Annotated in this window: 16 protein-coding genes; 9 read left to right on the top strand and 7 right to left on the bottom strand. The window is 72.0% G+C overall.

Features of this window, described 5'->3' with window-relative positions; genetic code table 11:
- The first annotated feature begins 303 nt into the window (after positions 1-303).
- The gene (locus tag ACGFWI_RS06990) at positions 304-1,230 is read left to right on the top strand and encodes a DMT family transporter (RefSeq protein ID WP_393904877.1); all 927 of its coding nucleotides are present in this window, start codon (positions 304-306) and stop codon (positions 1,228-1,230) included.
- Positions 1,231-1,287: 57 nt separating this feature from the next.
- Here ACGFWI_RS06990 and ACGFWI_RS06985 read toward each other — a convergent pair whose 3' ends face one another.
- From ACGFWI_RS06985 to ACGFWI_RS06955, 7 genes are all read right to left on the bottom strand, one after another.
- Positions 1,288-2,721 carry an aminobutyraldehyde dehydrogenase gene (locus ACGFWI_RS06985; protein WP_393904876.1) on the bottom strand — a complete coding sequence of 478 codons (1,434 nt, stop codon included), beginning with the start codon at positions 2,719-2,721 and terminating at the stop codon, positions 1,288-1,290.
- Complete coding sequence (locus ACGFWI_RS06980; protein WP_393904875.1) at positions 2,714-4,027, bottom strand: flavin monoamine oxidase family protein; 1,314 nt, start codon at positions 4,025-4,027, stop codon at positions 2,714-2,716. Before ACGFWI_RS06980 ends, ACGFWI_RS06985 begins: the two co-directional genes overlap by 8 nt.
- 108 nt (positions 4,028-4,135) lie before the next feature.
- On the bottom strand, positions 4,136-5,245 hold the full coding sequence (locus ACGFWI_RS06975) for an ABC transporter ATP-binding protein (RefSeq protein ID WP_393904874.1): 1,110 nt from the start codon (positions 5,243-5,245) through the stop codon (positions 4,136-4,138).
- Positions 5,246-5,250: 5 nt separating this feature from the next.
- Positions 5,251-6,096, bottom strand: coding sequence for an ABC transporter permease (locus ACGFWI_RS06970; RefSeq protein ID WP_393904873.1), 846 nt, complete (start codon positions 6,094-6,096; stop codon positions 5,251-5,253).
- Positions 6,093-6,995, bottom strand: coding sequence for an ABC transporter permease (locus tag ACGFWI_RS06965; protein WP_393904872.1), 903 nt, complete (start codon positions 6,993-6,995; stop codon positions 6,093-6,095). Before ACGFWI_RS06965 ends, ACGFWI_RS06970 begins: the two co-directional genes overlap by 4 nt.
- A 1-nt stretch (position 6,996) precedes the next feature.
- Positions 6,997-8,130, bottom strand: coding sequence for a spermidine/putrescine ABC transporter substrate-binding protein (locus ACGFWI_RS06960; RefSeq protein WP_393904871.1), 1,134 nt, complete (start codon positions 8,128-8,130; stop codon positions 6,997-6,999).
- A gap of 148 nt (positions 8,131-8,278) precedes the next feature.
- Positions 8,279-9,430 carry an aromatic ring-hydroxylating dioxygenase subunit alpha gene (locus ACGFWI_RS06955; protein ID WP_393904870.1) on the bottom strand — a complete coding sequence of 384 codons (1,152 nt, stop codon included), beginning with the start codon at positions 9,428-9,430 and terminating at the stop codon, positions 8,279-8,281.
- Between the two features lie 354 nt (positions 9,431-9,784).
- On the opposite strand from ACGFWI_RS06955, the gene ACGFWI_RS06950 reads away from it, so the two are divergent.
- The 8 genes from ACGFWI_RS06950 (at position 9,785) to ACGFWI_RS06915 (ending at position 17,995) form a co-directional block, all read left to right on the top strand.
- On the top strand, positions 9,785-10,195 hold the full coding sequence (locus ACGFWI_RS06950; RefSeq protein ID WP_393904869.1) for a hypothetical protein: 411 nt from the start codon (positions 9,785-9,787) through the stop codon (positions 10,193-10,195).
- The gene (locus ACGFWI_RS06945) at positions 10,192-11,469 is read left to right on the top strand and encodes an NADH-ubiquinone oxidoreductase-F iron-sulfur binding region domain-containing protein (RefSeq protein ID WP_393904868.1); all 1,278 of its coding nucleotides are present in this window, start codon (positions 10,192-10,194) and stop codon (positions 11,467-11,469) included. Before ACGFWI_RS06950 ends, ACGFWI_RS06945 begins: the two co-directional genes overlap by 4 nt.
- Before the next feature lie 13 nt (positions 11,470-11,482).
- Positions 11,483-11,674, top strand: a complete 192-nt coding sequence (locus tag ACGFWI_RS06940; protein WP_393904867.1) for a ferredoxin — start codon at positions 11,483-11,485, stop codon at positions 11,672-11,674.
- A gap of 2 nt (positions 11,675-11,676) precedes the next feature.
- A complete protein-coding gene (locus ACGFWI_RS06935; protein ID WP_393904866.1) occupies positions 11,677-13,764 on the top strand; it encodes an acetate--CoA ligase family protein in 2,088 nt (695 codons plus the stop codon).
- Positions 13,765-13,799: 35 nt separating this feature from the next.
- A complete protein-coding gene (locus tag ACGFWI_RS06930; protein ID WP_393904865.1) occupies positions 13,800-14,972 on the top strand; it encodes an acyl-CoA dehydrogenase family protein in 1,173 nt (390 codons plus the stop codon).
- A 50-nt stretch (positions 14,973-15,022) separates the two neighbouring features.
- A complete protein-coding gene (locus ACGFWI_RS06925; protein WP_393904864.1) occupies positions 15,023-16,195 on the top strand; it encodes an acyl-CoA dehydrogenase family protein in 1,173 nt (390 codons plus the stop codon).
- Positions 16,196-16,399: 204 nt separating this feature from the next.
- Positions 16,400-17,278, top strand: coding sequence for a 3-hydroxybutyryl-CoA dehydrogenase (locus ACGFWI_RS06920; protein WP_393904863.1), 879 nt, complete (start codon positions 16,400-16,402; stop codon positions 17,276-17,278).
- 105 nt (positions 17,279-17,383) lie between these two features.
- Positions 17,384-17,995, top strand: coding sequence for a TetR/AcrR family transcriptional regulator (locus ACGFWI_RS06915; RefSeq protein WP_393904862.1), 612 nt, complete (start codon positions 17,384-17,386; stop codon positions 17,993-17,995).
- Positions 17,996-18,024: the final 29 nt, after the last annotated feature.

Below are 18,024 nucleotides of genomic sequence, written 5' to 3'. Positions count from 1 at the left end.
CGCCCGGACCGCGGCCGTGACCTGCGGGTCCGGCACTGCCGCGGCAAGATCTGCCACCCAGGGCGCCGCCACCCGCCACCCCTCGAAGCGCCCCCGGCATGCCTGACGCAGCGCCTCCGCCACCCCGGCTGCTGCCGTCCGGCCCAGCGAATGCGGCCGTCCGGCGTCCGTGTCGCCGGGCCGTCCGCGCCGCCCTCCGGATAGCGTCGAAGCCCGGTACGGCGCCGCCCCGCCCCGCACCGCCCGGCCACCGGCGGGCGGACCCCGCCCCGGTGTCCGGGTGGCCGACGAGGAGGTGGGTGCGTGGCCACGTGGCCGGCCGTACTGTTCGCGTTGCTCGCGGCAGCCAGCAACGCACTGGCCACGGTGCTGCAGCGACGCGCGGCCCGTACGGTCCCGCTGTCCGCCGGGCTGCGCCTCGGGCTGCTCGTCGATCTGCTGCACCGTGCCGTCTGGCTCGGCGGGATGCTCGCGGTCGTCGCCGCCGCCTGCTTCCAGGCGCTGGCGCTGTCGCAAGGAGCGCTGTCGGTGGTACAGCCCCTCTTCGTCCTCGAACTGCCCCTCGCCCTGCTCATCGGACGGGTCCTCCTCGGCGGACGGATCTCCCGCGGCGGATGGACGGGCGTGGTACTGCTCGTCGTCGGACTCGGCTGCGCCCTCGCGGCCGCCGCGCCCACCATCGGCACCGACCATGCCCCGTTCAGCCGCTGGGTGCTCGCCCTCGTGGTCTGCGCCGCGGTGATCGCCACGGCGGTCGGCGCCGCGCTCCGCCGGGGAGCGGGCGGCGTACGGGCGGCCTGCTTCGCCGGGGCGACGGCGGTCGCCTACGCACTCACCGCGGCGCTGATGAAGGACGCCACCCACGCCTGGCAGACCGGCGGCCCCGCCGCGTTCTTCACCGCGTGGCAGACCTATGGCTTCGCCGCCGTCGGAGTCATGGCCCTCTTCCTCCTGGAAAACGCCATGCAGTCGGGCCCGCTGACCGCCTCGCAGCCCGTCCTCACCCTCGGAGACGCGCTGGTCAGCCTGTCGCTGGGGGTCACCCTCTACGACGAACGGGTACGGACCGGCTGGTGGCTGGTTCCCGAATGCCTGGGCGTCGCGCTGGTCCTGTGGGGCGCCATGCTGCTCTCCCGCGTCGCACTGGCCCGGGATCTGACGGGTGCTCAGGAAAAGGTACCCGCAGCCGCCCACGACGCCGGTACGGAGCCCGGACCGGCGGATACGTGAGCGCCGCGTGACGCGGCACCGCGCTCCCGGGCACGGCCGCGCCCGGGAGCCGCCGCCTCACAGCATGACGTGCTTGACCTGGGTGTAGTCCAACAGGCCCGCGAGGGACAGATCGCTGCCGTAACCGGAGTGCTTGACGCCGCCGTGCGGCATCTCCGACACCGTGGTGCCATGGGTGTTCACCCAGACGATCCCGGTGTGCAGGGCGCGGGTGGCCCGCATGGCACGCTCGTGGTCGCCGGTCCACACGCTCGCCGCCAGACCGAACCGGACCCCGTTCGCCAGCCGGAGGGCCTCGGCCTCGTCGGTGAAGGACTGCACCGTGACGACCGGGCCGAAGATCTCCTCCTGCACGATCTCGTCGCTCTGGCGCACCCCCGCAACGAGGGTGGGGGAGTGGAACCAGCCGGGCCGCGCCGGTGCCGTCCCTCCCGTCACCACTTCGGCATGGTGCGGCAGACGGCTCAACAAGGCCTGTACGGAGTCCCGTTGGGCCGCGCTGTTGAGGGGGCCGTAGTCGGCGGCCGGCTCGTCGGGCGGCCCGGTCCGCAGCCGGTGCGCGGCCGCAGCGAACGCGGCCACGAAGGCGTCGTAGCGGCGGTGGTGCACCAGAAACCGGGTGGGAGCGGTGCAGTCCTGTCCGGCGTTGTAGTACGCCACGGCCGCGAGTTCGGCCGCGGTGCTCTCGACGTCCACGTCCTCATGGACGAGGACCGGGGCGTTCCCGCCCAGTTCCAGATGCACCCGCTTCAGGTCCGCCGCTGCGGTGGCGGCGATCTCCCGCCCGGCCCGGACACTGCCGGTGACGGCGACGAGACGGGGCACCGGGTGCGCGGTCAGGGACCGCCCGGTGTCGCGGTCACCGCAGATCACATTGAGCACGCCGGGCGGCAGATGCTCCGCGGCGATCCGGGCCAGCAGCACGGCGGAGGACGGGGTGGTGTCGGCGGGCTTGAGGACGGTGGTGTTGCCTGCCGCGAGCGCCGGGGCGACCTTCCATGCGGCCATCATCAGCGGGTAGTTCCAGGGGGTGATCTGGGCGCAGACCCCGACCGGTTCGCGGCGCAGCACCGAGGTGCGGCCCTCGGTGTACTCGGCGGCGGCCGCCCCCGGCAGATTGCGTGCCGCCCCCGCGAAATAGCGGAAGGTGTCGACGACCGCGGGCAGTTCCTCGGTCCGGTACTGCTCCGGCGGCTTGCCGGTGTCCCCGACCTCGGCGGCCACCAGGGCGTCGGCCTGCTCCTCGATCGCGTCGGCGATCCGCAGCAGCGCCCGCTGCCGCTCGGCGGGAGTGGTCAGCGACCAGCGGTCGAGGGCGGCCTCCGCCGCGCTGCAGGCCACATCCGTGTCGGACGGGCCGGAGCGCGGGGCACTGCGGTGCACCTCACCGGTGGCGGGGTTGACCAGGTCCATCGTCGCGCCGGAGGCCGCCGGGCGGTCCGTCCCCGCGAGGTGGTTGCGGACCGGGGCGGACGTGACGTACTCAGCCATGGCGGAGCACCTCCTGTGCCGCGCCGCGGCCGGTGCGCACCGCGCCCTCCATATAGCCGGCGACCCACTGGTCGGAACCGCAGACATAGAAGGGCGGTTCGTGGGAGCCGTGCAGCGGACCGACCGCCATGACATCGCCGGGGTTCCACTGCGTGACGTACCCCTGGGTCCAGGGGTCGGTGCCCCACAACCGCAGATACGACGTGAACGGCTGGAGGGCCTCTGCGCCGTAGAGCCGGGCCACGTCCGAGAGCAGCTCGTGGTCGCGGACCGCGGCGGGCATGCCCAGCAGGACGCCGTAGCGCTCGGGAGGGATCAGCGCGGAGAGGATGCCCTCGCTCTGCGGCCAGGTGCTGCCGAGCACGCCCTCACATTCGGAGAGGCCGTTGAGGTCCAGGCTGCGCCAGAAGGGTTTGTCGTAGGCGGCGGCGAACTTGGCCGCGACGGCCTGCCGCTGGCGGTGCAGCGAGGCGAGCCGGGCCTCGGAGACGCCGGTGAGGGCGACCGAGCGGAGCGGTCCGACCGGCAGGGCGCTGACCACGGCATGCGCCGTCAGGGTCTCCCCGTCTGCCAGCCGCACCCGGCAGCCTCCCGGCCGCACCGCCACCTCCTCGACGGCCGCTTCGAGCCGGATGCGCCGGCCGAGTTCCGCGGCCATGCGCAGCGCCACGGTCGCCGAGCCCTCGGCCACCCGCAGGCCCTCCCAGTCCTCGTAGGCGTAGGGGTCGTCACCGGGGACCGCGGCGTGCTTGCGCAGTGAGGCGAGCAGGGAGGTGCGTTCGTAGGAACCGCTGGCCAGGGCGAGTTGGCCGATCTCCCAGAGCCGCACGACGGCCGGGCTCGCGCCTTCGCCGCGCAGCCAGGCGCCGACCGACAGGCGGTCCAGAGTCGCCGCGTGCGGATGGGACCACGGGTCCTGCGGGTCCACGGTCCGTGCCAGCGCGACGAAGGTGTCGGTGACCTTGCGGTGGCAGGCCTCGTCACCGGGGCCGAACCAGTGCGGCGGGTCGCCGGCCGAGACCCCTTCCGCGGTGGCCCGAGCCATCCGTCCGGGCTCGGCGACATAGCTGGGAATGAGGGTCAGGCCGAGCTCCGCGGCCAGGGCGAGATAGGCGGTGTGGGCCCGGCCGACCACCTCGCCGCCGAGCTGGACCAGCCGGCCGTCGGGCAGCACGGCCTGCTCGACGCGTCCGCCGACCCGGTCGCGGGCTTCGAGGACGAGGACGTCGGCGCCGGCCGCGTTCAGGTCCCGTGCCGCGGCGAGCCCGGCGAGGCCGGCACCGAGCACGATGACATCGTGGTTCATGGGGGCGTTCCTTCGTTGTCGGTGGGCGGCTGAGGGCGTGCGCACCAGGTCTGGCCGGCGGGGCGGGGGCCGGTGCGGCCCCCGCCACAGGGCTGATCCATCGGACCCCTAGTCCAGGACCAGGCAGTGCTCGGGCTGCCAGCCGATCTCCACGCTCTCGCCGCCGCTCCAGCGGTCCTCCATGCGCGAGCGGTCGGTGTTCTGCTCCAGAACGGACACGGTGACGCCGGGGGCGAGTTCGATCAGATAGGTGGTGGTGGGCCCGGAGTAGACGGTCTCCCGGACCACGCCCTGCACCATCGCCATGCCCGGTTCGAAGTCGGAGAGCCAGATCTTCTCCGGCCGTATCGACAGACTGACGCTGCTGCCGTCCGCGACGCCGCTGCGCTTGCCGACCGGCAGAGCGGGGCCGCAGTCGAGTACGACCTGCCCGTCGCGGTAGGTGCCGGGGACCAGGTTGGAGGTCCCCATGAAGGACGCCACGAAGCGGCTCGCGGGGCGTTCGTAGACGTCCTCCGGTGTGCCGCACTGCTCCACGTGGCCCTCGTTCATCACCGCCACCCGGTCCGACATGGTCAGCGCCTCGTCCTGGTCATGGGTGACGAAGACGAAGGTGATACCGACCTCGCGCTGGATCTGCTTGAGTTCGACCTGCATCCGCCGCCGGAGTTTGAGGTCGAGCGCGGCCAGCGGCTCGTCGAGCAGCAGCACCTGCGGCCGGTTGACCAGGGCGCGAGCCAGGGCCACCCGCTGGCGCTGACCGCCGGAGAGCGTGCCGGGCTTGCGGCTGCCGAGACCGCCGAGTTGCACCCGGTCGAGCATGGCGCCGACCCGCTCGCGGATCTCGGTCCGGGCGACGCCCTTGCGCTTGAGGCCGAAGGCCACATTGTCGGCCACCGAGAGGTGGTCGAAGAGGGCGTAACTCTGGAAGACGGTATTGACGTTGCGCTTGTCCGGCGGGAGCGCGGTCACGTCCTCCCCGCTGAGAAGGATGGTGCCCGCGGTGGGGTCGGTGAAGCCGCCGATCATCCGCAGCGAGGTGGTCTTGCCGCAGCCGGACGGGCCCAGCAGGGAGAAGAACTCGCCGGGAGCGATGTCCAGGCTGAGATCCTGCACCGCGTAGGACCCGCCGTAGTTCTTGCTGATGTTGTCGAGCCGGACGGCGGGCGCGGCGCCGGCCGGGGCCGCACCGGCGGAGGGGGCGTCGGAGGAGGTCATGGGTGTCACTTCCCGGAGAGCAGATCGAGGCCACCGCGGCGGCCGAACAGACGCGGGATGGCCAGGGCGAGACCGATGAGGCCGATGGAACCGACGAGCATCAGCGTGCCGACCGCGTTGATGGTGGGCTGCACGCCGAACCGGATCGCCGAGTAGATGCGTACGGACAGCGGCTGTGGGTCCACGCCGGTGGTGAAGTAGGCCAGCACGAAGTCGTCGAAGACGAGGGCGAAGACCAGGACCGCCGAGGCCAGGATGCTGGGCAGCAGAGCGGGCAGGGTGACCAGCCGCAAGGCCTGCCAGCGGGTGGCGCCCAGGTCCATCGCGGCCTCCTCGACCTCCGGGTTGAGGGCGGCGATCCGCGAGCGCAGGATCACCGTCACATAGGAGATGGAGAAGGTGATTTCCGCGAGCATCACGGTGCCGGAGGAGAGGGTGACGTCCATGCCCTTGAAGAGCAGCATCGCGGCGACACCGGTGACGATCTCCGGGGTGATCAGCGGGACCAGCATGATCAGGCCGGCCAGCGAGCCGAGCCGGGTGCGGCAGCGCACCAGGCCGAGGGCCAGCGCCACTCCCAGGATCACCGACCCCGCCATGGCCACCAGGGAGACCCGCAGGCTCATGCCGAGCGACTCGATCAGCACGTTGTCGTGGAAGAAGGCGGAGTACCAGCGGAGGCTGAAGCCCTTGAAGACGGTGAGGGACTTCTGGCCGTTGAAGGAGAAGAGGACCACCACGCCGATGGGGAGGTAGAGCAGGAGGAAGAAGAGCGTGGTGACCGTGAGGGCGAGCCGTGGTCTGCGGTCGGTGCCGCGGCGGTGCCGGCGGTGCGGGTTACGGAGCATCATCGGGCGGCCTCCGCCTCGTCCTTGCGGGTGCGCCGCAGATAGCCGAGCATCCCGATGAAGAGCACCGCCATCATCAGCATGGTGAGGGCGGAGCCGAGCGGCCAGTTCTGGCCCTGGAAGAACTTGTCCTGGATCAGATTGCCGATCATGATCTGGTCCGGGCCGCCCATCAGCTGGGCACTCACGAAGTCGCCCATGGCGGGCAGGAAGACCAGGACGGCGCCCGCGGCGGCGCCCTGCCGGGTCGCCGGGAGGGTGACGAAGAAGAAGGTCCGCAAGGGCCCTCCGTACAGGTCACGCCCCGCCTCGATCAGCGAGAGGTCCATCCGCTCCAGCGCCGCGTACAGCGGGATGATCATGAAGACGATGAAGCCGTAGACGAGCCCGGCGATGACGCCGACCCCGCTCTGCAGGATCTTGGTATGTGCATCGGCGAGTCCGACCGCGCGCAGCGCCTTCAGCACCGGGCCGCCGTCGGACAGCACCACCGACCAGCCGTACATCCGCACCAGGTAGTTGGCGAAGAACGGCACGACGATCGCGGCGATCAGCAGATTCTTGAACCGCCCGCCGTGCAGGGCGATGGTGTAGGCGACCGGGTAGGCCACGATCAGGCAGACGACGCAGGCGATCAGCGCGAAGCCCAGCGAGCGCAGCAGCACGATGCGATACGCCGGGTCGGCCATCGCCGCGATGTTGTCGAAGTTGAACCCGAACCGCGGGTTGCCGAGGGGGTCGGTGGTGCCCAGAGCCAGGGTGGCCACGAGGATCAGGGAGGCGATGAGGAACCCGGTCATCCACAAGGTGCCGGGGAGCATGAGCCAGGTCCACAGCCGGGTGCCGGACGCGGAGCGCCCGCGCCGGTCCCGGAGTGCCCCGGAGGGGGTGCGTTGTGCCATGTCAGCCGGCTTTCACGTGGGTCCAGGCGGTATCGCGGGCCTGCTCGCCCCTCGAGGACGCATTACGGAAGAAGAGATGGGCCTTGAGCTCATCGGGGGCGACCAGGCACTGCGGGAACGGCTTCACGATCGAGGCGTAGACGTCCTCGCTGCCGCCGACCGGCATGGGGTAGCCGATGTACTGGATGTTCTTCCGTACGTTCTCGGGTCTGAGCATGTAGTCGATGAAGAGCATCGCCGTGCCGGGATGGCGGGCGTTGGAGGGGATCGCGTAGCAGTCCGAGTTGATCGGCGCGCCTTCCCGGGCGACTTCGAAGCCGAGCACGGACGGGTCCTTGGCCTGTCCGAGCATGGCGGCCATGTCCCCGCTCCAGGCCTGGGTCATCACCGCGTTGCCGTTGAGCAGGTTGTTGTAGCTGTCGCTGGAGAAGCCGCGCAGCCGGGGGCGGAGGCTCTGCAGCGTGGTGGTGATACGGGCGAGGTCGTGCTCGTCGGAGGTGTCGATGTCCAGGCCGAGTTTGAGCGCGGCCATGCCGAGCACCTCGTCGCGGTCGTCGAGCACGAAGACCTGTCCCTTGGCCCGGGCGTTCCACAGGTCGCCCCAGGAGCCGGCCAGGTCGTCGCCTATCCGGTCCTTCCGCCAGCCGATGCCCGTCTTGTACATGGTGAACGGGACGGTATGCGCGGAGCGGCGGTCGTACCAGGGGTCGGCGAAGTAGCGGTACCGGCCGAACACCGCGTCGGCGTGGTGCAGCCGGGAGTGGTCGATACGGCGCAGCCGCCGGCCGTCGGCCAGCCGCTGTGCCCATTTCGCGGTGGGAAAGATGATGTCGTAGCGGTTCCCGGCGTTGAGCTTGGCGGCCATGCCCTCCATCGAGTCGAAGTTCGACTGGATGACCTTGACGCCGTACTCCTTCTCGAATCCGTCGAAGACGGCCGGGGCGACGAAGTCCGCCCAGTTGAAATACACCAGGTCGCCGTCCACCTTGACGTCGATCGGCTGGTCCGGGTCGCCGAAGGCGTTACGGTCCTCCGGCAGAAAGCCGCATCCGGCCAGGGTGAGACCGAGCGCCGCGGCCGCGCCCGAGCGCAGGAACGCGCGCCGGGACGGAGGTGGGGGTTCCTCGGGGGACATGGGGTCCTCTCCGTAGGGGATGAGCGCTGCTTCAGGGAGCGGTCACGGATGCACGGAAGCCCTGTCCTCCGTGCGGGACCTGTCAGCCGTGGCGCGGGGCGTCGCGCGCCGAGGGGGACGGCTCATGGCGCTGTCTCACCGGTGGGTGTCAGCGCATGGTGCCACCGAGGTCGGTGCGCACCCGGTCGGCGAACCAGCCGACCGCGGCTTCCCGGCGGGACAGGGGGCCCGGCTCGAAGCCCGGGGTGCCGAGGCCTTTCTGTACCCGGGACACCAATTCGACGTCTTCGTCATTGGTGATCCAGCCGATGTGGATGTTGAGCCGGCGCGCGAGCCGGGTCCGTGGACTCGTCCCGCGGCGCGTGTAGAAAGCGCCGGGGACGGCTACCCGGTCGACCGCCGTCGGTATGGCGGTCCAGGCAAGCACATGGTCGGGGTAGAAGTCGATGAGTGTGTTGGGGTAGATCACCGCGTACCGCCAGATTCGCCGGTCGGCCTCGTTCAGACCCGGCATTGGGGACGCGAGGCGCTGGTAGAGCCGCTCGGCCCAGTTCGAGGACGGCTTGTCGCGCAGCGGCGAGGCGAAGAGGACATAGGACTCGTCGATCTCGCTGGTGTAGCCCTGGTAGTCGAGCAGGCGCATCAGCCCGGGGTGGGCGACCGGGACGTGATAGCCCTCCAGGTAGTTGTCGACCGCGACCTTCCAGTTGGCTTCCTGTACGTCCGCGCCGGCCAGATCGTAAATGCGGCTGCGTCCGACCGGCACCAGATCGGCCCCCGCGTAGTGGCCGACGGCCTCCGCCAGTCCGGCGCACTGCTCCGCCAGCGGCACGGCATCCGGATCGAGGTTGGCGAAGACGAACCCAAGGAACGATTCGACCCGGACCGGGAAGAGTCCGAGCGCGGGCTTGTCCAGGCAGGGGATCTGCCGTGCTTCGGGCGCACCGACCAGCCGTCCGTCGAGCTTGTACGTCCAGCCGTGATACGGGCAGCGGATGGCCTTGCCGGAGGCTTCGGGGGCCGCGACCAGCCGTGTGCCGCGGTGCCGGCACACATTGAGATGCCCGGCCAGGGTGCCGTCCTCGGTGCGGACGACCAGTACCTCGCGGTCGGCGACGGTGGCGGCGAGCCGGGCACCGGGGCCGGGGAGATCGGACTCATGGCACACGAGCTGCCAGGACTTGGCGAAGATGTGCCGTGTCTCGGCGGTGGCCGTGGCCGGGTCGGTGTAGTAGCGGGCGGCCAGTGCCGGCCCGGGAACATCCTGTTTCGGCGGTGCCGTGGTGGCTTCGGGGTGCATCGGGTCACTCCTCCATGCCGCACGGGTGATGGGGGCCGGGGCGGCAGGGCGCGGTGGAAAGTCCCTGAACCGGCGCACCGGATCCGTGCTGACTAATTGGTCAGTCAGATTGCTGGCGGGTTTCAACGAAGTCAAGACTTGTGTCCTGACTAATTGATTAGTTAGCGTAGTCGTATCGCTGCTCCGGCGCTCCGCCGCACGGATCCCGGAAGCGAGCGGGCGCGTTGCGCCCCGACCCTTCGGCCGCACCCCCGCAACGGCACCTCACCCCGGCACCGAGCCACGGCAACGCCCCACACCCAGCTGCCCTGACCCGACCCGTGCCGGCACCCACTCCTCTCCCCGGAGGCACGCATGAGCGGTCGTCGGAACCTGATCTGGCTCGGGCTCACCCCCGAACCCGAACGGGAACTGCCCGTCACCGTCGCGGCCCTGCGCACCGCGGCGCGGCGGGTGACGGACGCCCCCGCGGAGGCGACCGAGGCCGAACGGCGCCGCGTCGAGCGCCTGATCCTGCACGGCACCCAGCACGGCTGGCTCCGCTATCTCGCGGAGGTGACGGACCTGGTGACCGCGGTCGCCGGCCGTACCCGCCCCGGCGACCGCCGGGCCGCACTCCGTGCCGGAGAGGTCGTGCTCGACCACCACCGCATGCTGATCGGCCTCCCCGGACCGGGGTACGACCGCACGGCCGCGGACCGCAGCGCCCTGGAAAGCGCGGTGCGCAGCCTGCGCACCACCTCACCGGACGGAGACCGAGGATGACCGGGATCGACTCCCTGACACCGCAGGGGACCCCCTCCGTGCTCGGCTCGGCACCGGGCGTGACCGAGAACGCCGGGGCCTACGCGGCCACCGGCGGCTACCGCAAGGCGATCGGAGCGGCGGAGCTCCTCGACCGGATCGCCGACGGCCTGCGCGGACGAGGCGGCGCCGGCTACCCCACCGCCGCGAAACTGCGCGCCGTCCGTGACGCCGGGCCCCGCCCCGTCGTCGTGGCCAACGGTGAGGAAGGCGAGCCCGGCTCCGTCAAGGACCGCTGGCTGCTGCGGGCCCGCCCGCATCTGGTCCTGGACGGGCTGGCGCGGGCCGCGGAGATCACCGGTGCGGAACGCGGCTATGTCTACGTCTCCGACACCGTGGCGGGCGAACGGATCCGCCGTGCGCTCGCCGAACGGGCACCTCAGCTGCCGTGCGATGTCGTCGAGACCCCGCACACCTATGTCGCGGGGGAGGAGACCGCCGTGGTCCGCCGGATCAACGGCGGCCCCGCCCTCCCCACCGCCAAACCACCCCGCCCCTACCAACAGGGCGTCGGCGGCGCACCGACCTTCGTCGCCAACGTCGAGACCCTGGCCCGTATCGCGCTCATCGCGGCACAGCCGGACCGCCGGCACCGCACGGCCCGCGCCACCCTCGTGACGCTCGCGGGCAGCGGCGCCGAACCCCTGCTCGCCGAGGTGCCCTACGGCTGCACCCTGCGGACCCTGGCGCGGGCCCAGGGCATCCCCGAGCCGGCCGGCGCCCTCATGGGCGGCCTCTTCGGCGGGCTGATCGGCCCTGGCCAACTCGACCTCGCACTGGACCCCGACACCCTCGCGGCCGCGGGCACGGCACTGGGCTGCGGGGCGATCCGCTTCCTCGCCCCGGACGAGTGCCCGGTGTCCCTCGCCGCCGCCGTCCTCGCCCATCTCGCCGCCGAGAGCGCACGGCAGTGCGGCATCTGCGTCGCGGGCACCGGCTCCCTCCACGACGCCGTCGGCGCCCTGACCACCGGCACGGCCGACCCCGACCTCCTCACCCGGATGCACCGCTGGTCCACCGCACTGCCCGGCCGCGGCGCCTGCGGACTGCTCGACGCCGCGGCGGGCACGGCCGGCAGCCTCCTGCGCGCCTTTCCCGACCTGGTCCGCTCGCACCTCGACGCCCCCTGCCCGGGCTGTGCCGCCCCCGCCGACGCCGGCCGGCTCACCGTGCCCGTCCCGCACGTCGCCCACCCTGCCGTGCCCCGCCCGCGCACCGCCCCCGCCTCCCGCTGAAAGGACGACCACCGTGAAACTCCGTCTCGACGCCACCCGCTGCCAGGGCTACGGCCTGTGCCAGGAACCCGCACCGAACCTCATCGACCTCGACGAATGGGGCTACGCCGCCGTCGTCGCCGACCCCGTGCCGGGCGCCTCCGAGGATGCCGCCCGCGCCGCCGCCGAGGCCTGCCCCAACTCCGCGCTCCGGTGGGAGAGGTGACCATGGGACGTGATCTGTCGGCCCTGTTCGACCCGAAGTCGGTCGCGGTGGTCGGTGCCAGTGACGACCCGGCGAAGTACGGCCATGCGGTCGCCGCCCAGGCGCTGCGGGCACCCGACCGCCGCCCCGTCCACCTCGTCAACCGCCGGGGCGGCACGGTCCTCGGGCGCACCACGGCCACCTCGCTCGCCGGGATCGGCGAACCGGTCGAACTCGTGGTGATCTCCGTACCGGGCCCCGGCTTCGAGGCCGCCGTCGACGACGCGCTGGCCTGCGGCGCCCGCGCCATCGTCGGCATCACCGCCGGCTTCGCCGAGACCGGCCCCCTCGGGCTGGCCCGCCAACAGGCGATCGCCGACCGGGTACGCGCCGCCGGCGCCGTCCTCGTCGGCCCGAACTGCCTCGGCATCGCCGACAACACCACCGAGCTCTATCTCGCCTCGGACCGCTTCGCGCCCGGCGGCATCGCCCTGCTGAGCCAGAGCGGCAACCTCGCGCTCGAACTCCAACTCCGCTGCGCCCCGCACGGTTTGGGATTCTCCCGCTTCGTCTCGCTGGGCAACCAGGCCGACGTCACCCTCGTCGACCTCGTCGAGGACGCCGCCCGGCACGACGCCACCCGGGCCATCGCCGTCTACGCGGAGGACTTCGGCGACGGCCGGGCCTTCGCCGAGGCGGCCGCCGCCGCGGGCAAACCGGTGGTCCTGCTCACCGCCGGGCGGGGCGCCGCCTCCGCGCGCAGCGCGCAGTCGCACACCGGCGCCCTGACCACCTCCGCCGATGTCGTGGCCGCCGCCTGTCGCGACGCGGGCGTCGAACTGGTCGCCACACCCCACGAGATGACCGTCGTCCTCGCCGCGCTGAACGGGGGGCGGCGCGCCACCGGACACCGCACCGCGGTCTGTACGGACGGCGGCGGCCACGGAGCCATCGCCGCCGACGCCGCCGAAGCCGCCGGGCTGGCCGTGCCCGAACTCGGGCCCGCCGCACAGCAACGCCTCAGGACGCTGCTGTGGGAACAGTCCGCGGTGGGCAACCCCGTCGACCTGGCCGGGATGGGGGAGCAGAACCCGCACTCCTACGGGGACACCGTCGGTGCCCTGCTCGCCCTGGACGAGGTCGACTCCGTCATGTTGACCGGGTACTTCGGCGGTTACTCGGCGGCGACCGGGGGCCTGGGCGGGCCGTCGGCCGAGAGCGGCACCGCCGGCGGCGGGAGCGCGCTCGCCGCGGGCGAGCTGGAGACCGCACAGCAGATGACCGTCCATGCGGCGCGCACCGCCAAACCCCTGGTGGTGCAGTCGATGTTCCCGGAAGCCCCCAGCTGCCGGACGCTGGTCGAGGCGGGCATACCGGTGTTCGCGTCCACCGAGGACGCGGCCCGCGCGCTGGCGGCCGTGACCGCGGCCGAGGCCGCCGGCCCGCCCGGCGTCCGCCGGCTGCCCCCGGCCGCCGCGCCGCTGCGCGACCCCGGCTACCACAGCGTCCGCACCCTGCTGAGCGCCGCCGGAGTGCCGTTCCCCGAGGCCGGTGAGATCACCGACGAAGCCCAGTTGTGCGCCGCCGCCGACGCGTTCCCGGGGCCCTACGTCCTCAAGGCCCTCCACCTCCTGCACAAGTCGGACGCCGGCGGTGTTGCCCTGGGGCTGCCGGACCGGCCGGCGCTCGTCACCGCCTTCCGGGAGATGCACGCCCGGCTCGGCGCCGCTTCCTACTCGGTCGAGGCGATGGCCGATCTGACGGACGGTGTCGAACTGATCGTGGGGGTGAACCGCGACCCCCGGTTCGGTCCGGTCGCCATGGTCGGCCTCGGCGGGGTGCTCACCGAGGCACTGCACGACGTCGCCTTCGCCCTGGCACCCGTCCCGGCGGCCCGCGCCGAACAGCTGTTGGCCGGGCTGCGGACCGCCGCGCTCCTCAAGGGAGTCCGCGGCCGGCCCGCGGTCGACCTCGCAGCCGCGGCAGCCGTCATCGAGCGCCTCACCACGCTCGCCGCCGCCCACCCCGAGATCACCGAGATCGAGGTCAATCCGCTGCTCGTCCGCCCGGACGGCGCCCTCGCCCTCGACGCCCGCGCCGTACTGACCTGACGCCCCGCCCCACGCCCGCCGTCCCGGAGGACACCATGGACTTCCGCTACACCGCCCGACAGGCCGATCTGAAGGCCCGCGCCGCCGCCTACACCGAGCTGCTGTTCCCGTACGAGGAGCAGGCCGAGGAGGCCGGGGGACCGCTGCCCGCCGAAACCGTCCGCGAGCTGACCCGGGCCGCGATCGACGCCGGTGTCTACGCCATCAACATGCCCGAGAAGTGGGGCGGTCCCGGACTCTCGCTGCTCGATCAGGTCATCGTCGAGGAGGAATTCGGCAAGGTCACCAACTGCCTGTGGGACATCCCCTGGCGGCCGGCCAATGTGCTGGCGTACGGCACCGAGGCCCAGCGGGAGAAGTATCTGCTCCCCGTCATCCGGGGCGAGCGCTTCGACGCGTTCGCGGTGACCGAACCCGGCGCGGGATCGGACCCCTCCTCGGGTACCAGCACCGCCACCCGTACCGAGGGCGGCTGGCTGCTGAACGGCGAGAAGTGGTTTGTGACCTGCGGTGACATCGCCGACTTCCTGCTGGTGCAGGCCGACGCGGGCCCGGAGCGGGCCGCCACCCTCTTCTTCGTCGACAAGCAGGCACCGGGCGTACGGATGACCCGGGTGCCGCGCTTCATGCACTCCGCCGTGAACGGGCACCCCGAGTTCACCTTCACCGATGTCTTCGTGCCCGACGACGACGTGCTCGGCGGCGTCGGCAACGGCTACGAACTCACCAAGGAATGGTTCACCGACGAACGGCTGATGATCGCGGCCCGCACCACGGGCGCCGCCGAGCGGGCCCTGCAACTGGCGCGGGACTGGGCGGTGGAGCGCAAGCAGTTCGGGTCGCCGATCGCGGACTTCCAGTTGGTGCAGGGGATGCTGGCGGACTGCGCGGTCGATATCGCGGTCAACCGTGCCTACACCCACCAGGTCGCCTGGGAGGCCGACCAGCCGGGCGCCGACCCCAAGGCGCTGCACGCCAAGGCCTCGACGGCCAAGCTCGCGGCGAGCGAGGCGGCGGGGCGGGTGATCGACCGCTGTGTGCAGATCTTCGGCGGCCGCGGTTACGACCGCTCCTATCCCGTCGAGCGGCTCTACCGCGAGCTGCGGGTGGACCGCATCTGGGAGGGCACCTCCGAGATCCAGCGCCTGATCATCGCCAACGAGCTCATCAAGCGCGGTACCCGCGCCCTCGACCTGCCCCTGCCCTGACCCGCCGCCCGCCACCGGACCCCGGCCCACCACGATCTTCGAGGACTGACATGGACTTCCGTCTCACCCCCCGCCAGGCGGACCTCAAGCGCACCGCGCGCGAGCTCACCGAGACCCTCACCGCCTACGAAACCGACTGCGAGGAAAACAACGGCCTCCCGGCGCAGGCCCACGCCGACATCCGCGACGCCGTCCTCGACAGCGGGCTGCAGGCCGTCAACATGCCGCGGGAGTGGGGCGGCGCCGGGCTGACCATCCTGGAGCAGGCGATCGTCCAGGAGGAACTGGGGCAGCTCACCGGCGCCCTGTGGGACACCGTGTGGCGCCCCGCCAACGCCCTGCGCTTCTGCACCCCCGCACAGCGTGCGCGCTACCTCGAACCGGTCATCCGCGGTGAGCGCCGCGACTGCTACGCGGTGACCGAACCCGGGGCCGGCTCCGACCCGCAGAACCTGGCGACCACCGCGACGCGGACGGCCGACGGCTGGGCACTGAACGGCGAGAAGTGGTTCGTGACCGTCGGCGACCACGCCGACTTCATGATCGTCCTCGCCGCGGCGGGTACGGACCGGGAGCCGACGCTCTTCCTCGTCGACAAGGACACCCCCGGCATCGAGATGACCCGGGTGCCGCGTTTCATGCACACCTTCGTCTACGAGCACCCCGAGTTCACCTTCACCGATGTGCACGTCCCCGAGGACGCCGTTCTCGGGGACGTCGGCAAGGGCTACGACATCACCCGGTCCTGGTTCACGGAGGAACGGCTGATGATCGCGGCCCGTACGACGGGCGCCGCCGAGCGGGCGCTGCGGCTGGCCCGGGACTGGGCGGTGGAGCGCAAGCAGTTCGGGTCCCCGATAGCCGACTTCCAGCTGGTGCAGGGGATGCTGGCGGACTGCGCGGTCGATATCGCGGTCAACCGCGCCTACGCGCACCAGGTCGCCTGGGAGGTCGACGAGGGCACCGTCGACCGCAAGACCCTGCACGCCAAGGCGGCGATCGCCAAGCTCGCGGCGAGCGAGGCGGCGGGGCGGGTGATCGACCGCTGTGTGCAGATCTTCGGCGGCCGCGGTTACGACCGCTCCTACCCCGTCGAGCGGCTCTACCGCGAGCTGCGGGTGGACCGGATCTGGGAGGGCACCTCCGAGATCCAGCGCCTGATCATCGCCGGCGAACTGGTCAAGCGGGGCACCGGCGTGCTGCAGATGCCCACCGCCGGCTGACACCTTCCCGGCGTGCCCGGGCGGGGCACGGCAGGGGCCGGGGCACGCCGCCCCGACCGCTGCCACACCCCGCCCGGCACCGCGGGCCACCGTGTCCCGCCCGGCAGCACGGACCGACGGCCGGGACGGGTCCGCGTCCGCCCCCCTGGTGCGCGACCGGCACTCCCCGATCCGTCCGTATACGTACACCACCAAGGAGGTCAGATGTCCGACGGCACTGGCACTGGCACTGTCGAACAGATCGGAGTCGTGGGCTGTGGCCTGATGGGCTCCGGAATCGCCGAGGTGTGCGCCCGGGCGGGTCGGGACGTGACCGTCGTCGAGACGACCTCCCAGGCGGCGGACGCCGGACTCCGCCGGATCTCCGGCTCTCTCGCACGTGCCACGGCTGCCGGAAAGCTCTCGGTCCGGGACCGGGACGCCGCGCTCGCCAGGATCACGGTCACCGCGGACCTGGCCGCGCTGGCCGACCGTGATCTCGTCATCGAAGCCGTCGCCGAGGACGAGGCCGCCAAGCTGGCCGTTTTCGCGCGGCTGGACCGGACGGTACGACGACCCGACGCGATCCTCGCGACCAACACCTCGTCCCTTCCCGTCATCCGCCTGGCCGCCGCCACCGCACGCCCCCAGCAGGTCATCGGCCTGCACTTCTTCAACCCCGTTCCGGTGCTGCCGCTCGTCGAGCTGGTGCCGTCCCTGCTGACCGGCGAGGAGACCACCCGCAGGACACATACCTTCGCCGCCGACGTACTGGGCAAGGAGGTCGTGCATGCCGCGGACCGTGCCGGGTTCATCGTCAACGCCCTGCTCGTCCCCTATCTGCTGGACGCGGTGCGGATGGTCGAGTCCGGCGCGGCCTCGGCGGACGACGTCGACCGGGGGATGCGGCTGGGCTGCGCCCACCCGCTGGGGCCGCTCGCGCTGGCCGATCTGATCGGCCTCGACACGACGCAGGCGATCGCCGAGTCGCTGTACGAGGAGTTCCGTGAACCGCGCTACGCACCCCCACCGCTGCTGGCGCGGATGGTCGATGCGGGCCTCCTCGGCCGCAAGTCGGGCCGGGGCTTCCACAGCTACCCATGAGCCCACCGGGCGACGGACGGTCGAAGGCGGCGATGCGGGAAGATGGACGGGACGGGGCCCGCCGAGCCCGCCGAGGACACCGACACCGATCCGGGGAGCACTCACGTGGCCAAGGCTGAACGCACTCTCGAAACGCGGGAACGGATCCTGTCCGCCGCGTGCGAAGTGATCGCCGAGGTCGGCTTCGAAAAGATCCGTATGCGCATGGTCGCGGAACACGCCGGAGTGTCCACCGCCCTGCTCCACTACCACTTCGAGAACCGTGAGCGGCTCTTCGCCGAGGCGATGACCCACTCCTTCGCGCAGACCGGCACGGAACTCGACCGGGATGCCGACACGGTGCCCGCCTCGGTGGTCCTGGCCCGCATTCTGCTCAACATGCTGCCCACGGACCCGGAGCTGCGGCAGGACTGGCGGCTGTGGCAGGAACTGTGGGTGCGGGCCCTGCGCGACGAGGCCGCCCAGCACTTCGCCGTGGACCTGTACGACCAGCTGGACACCTGGATCAGCCAGGCCATCCGGCGGGGCATCGAGTCGGGCGAGTTCACTGACTGCGATGTCAAGGCGACCAGCACGCTGCTGCTCGCCCTGAGCGACGGGTTCGGTATCCGGCTGATGCTGGGCGATCCCCACATCGACCTGCCCACCGCCCAAGCGGCCATCTGGCGGGCCGTCGCGGGGCCGCTCGGCATTCCCGAGGGATTCCCCGAGGTCTGAGGCGCGGGCCGGGCGGCGCGCGGGCCGCG

This window comes from Streptomyces sp. NPDC048434, from assembly GCF_043200375.1.
Lineage (GTDB): Bacteria > Actinomycetota > Actinomycetes > Streptomycetales > Streptomycetaceae > Streptomyces.
This window is presented reverse-complemented; position numbering and strand designations above follow the sequence as displayed.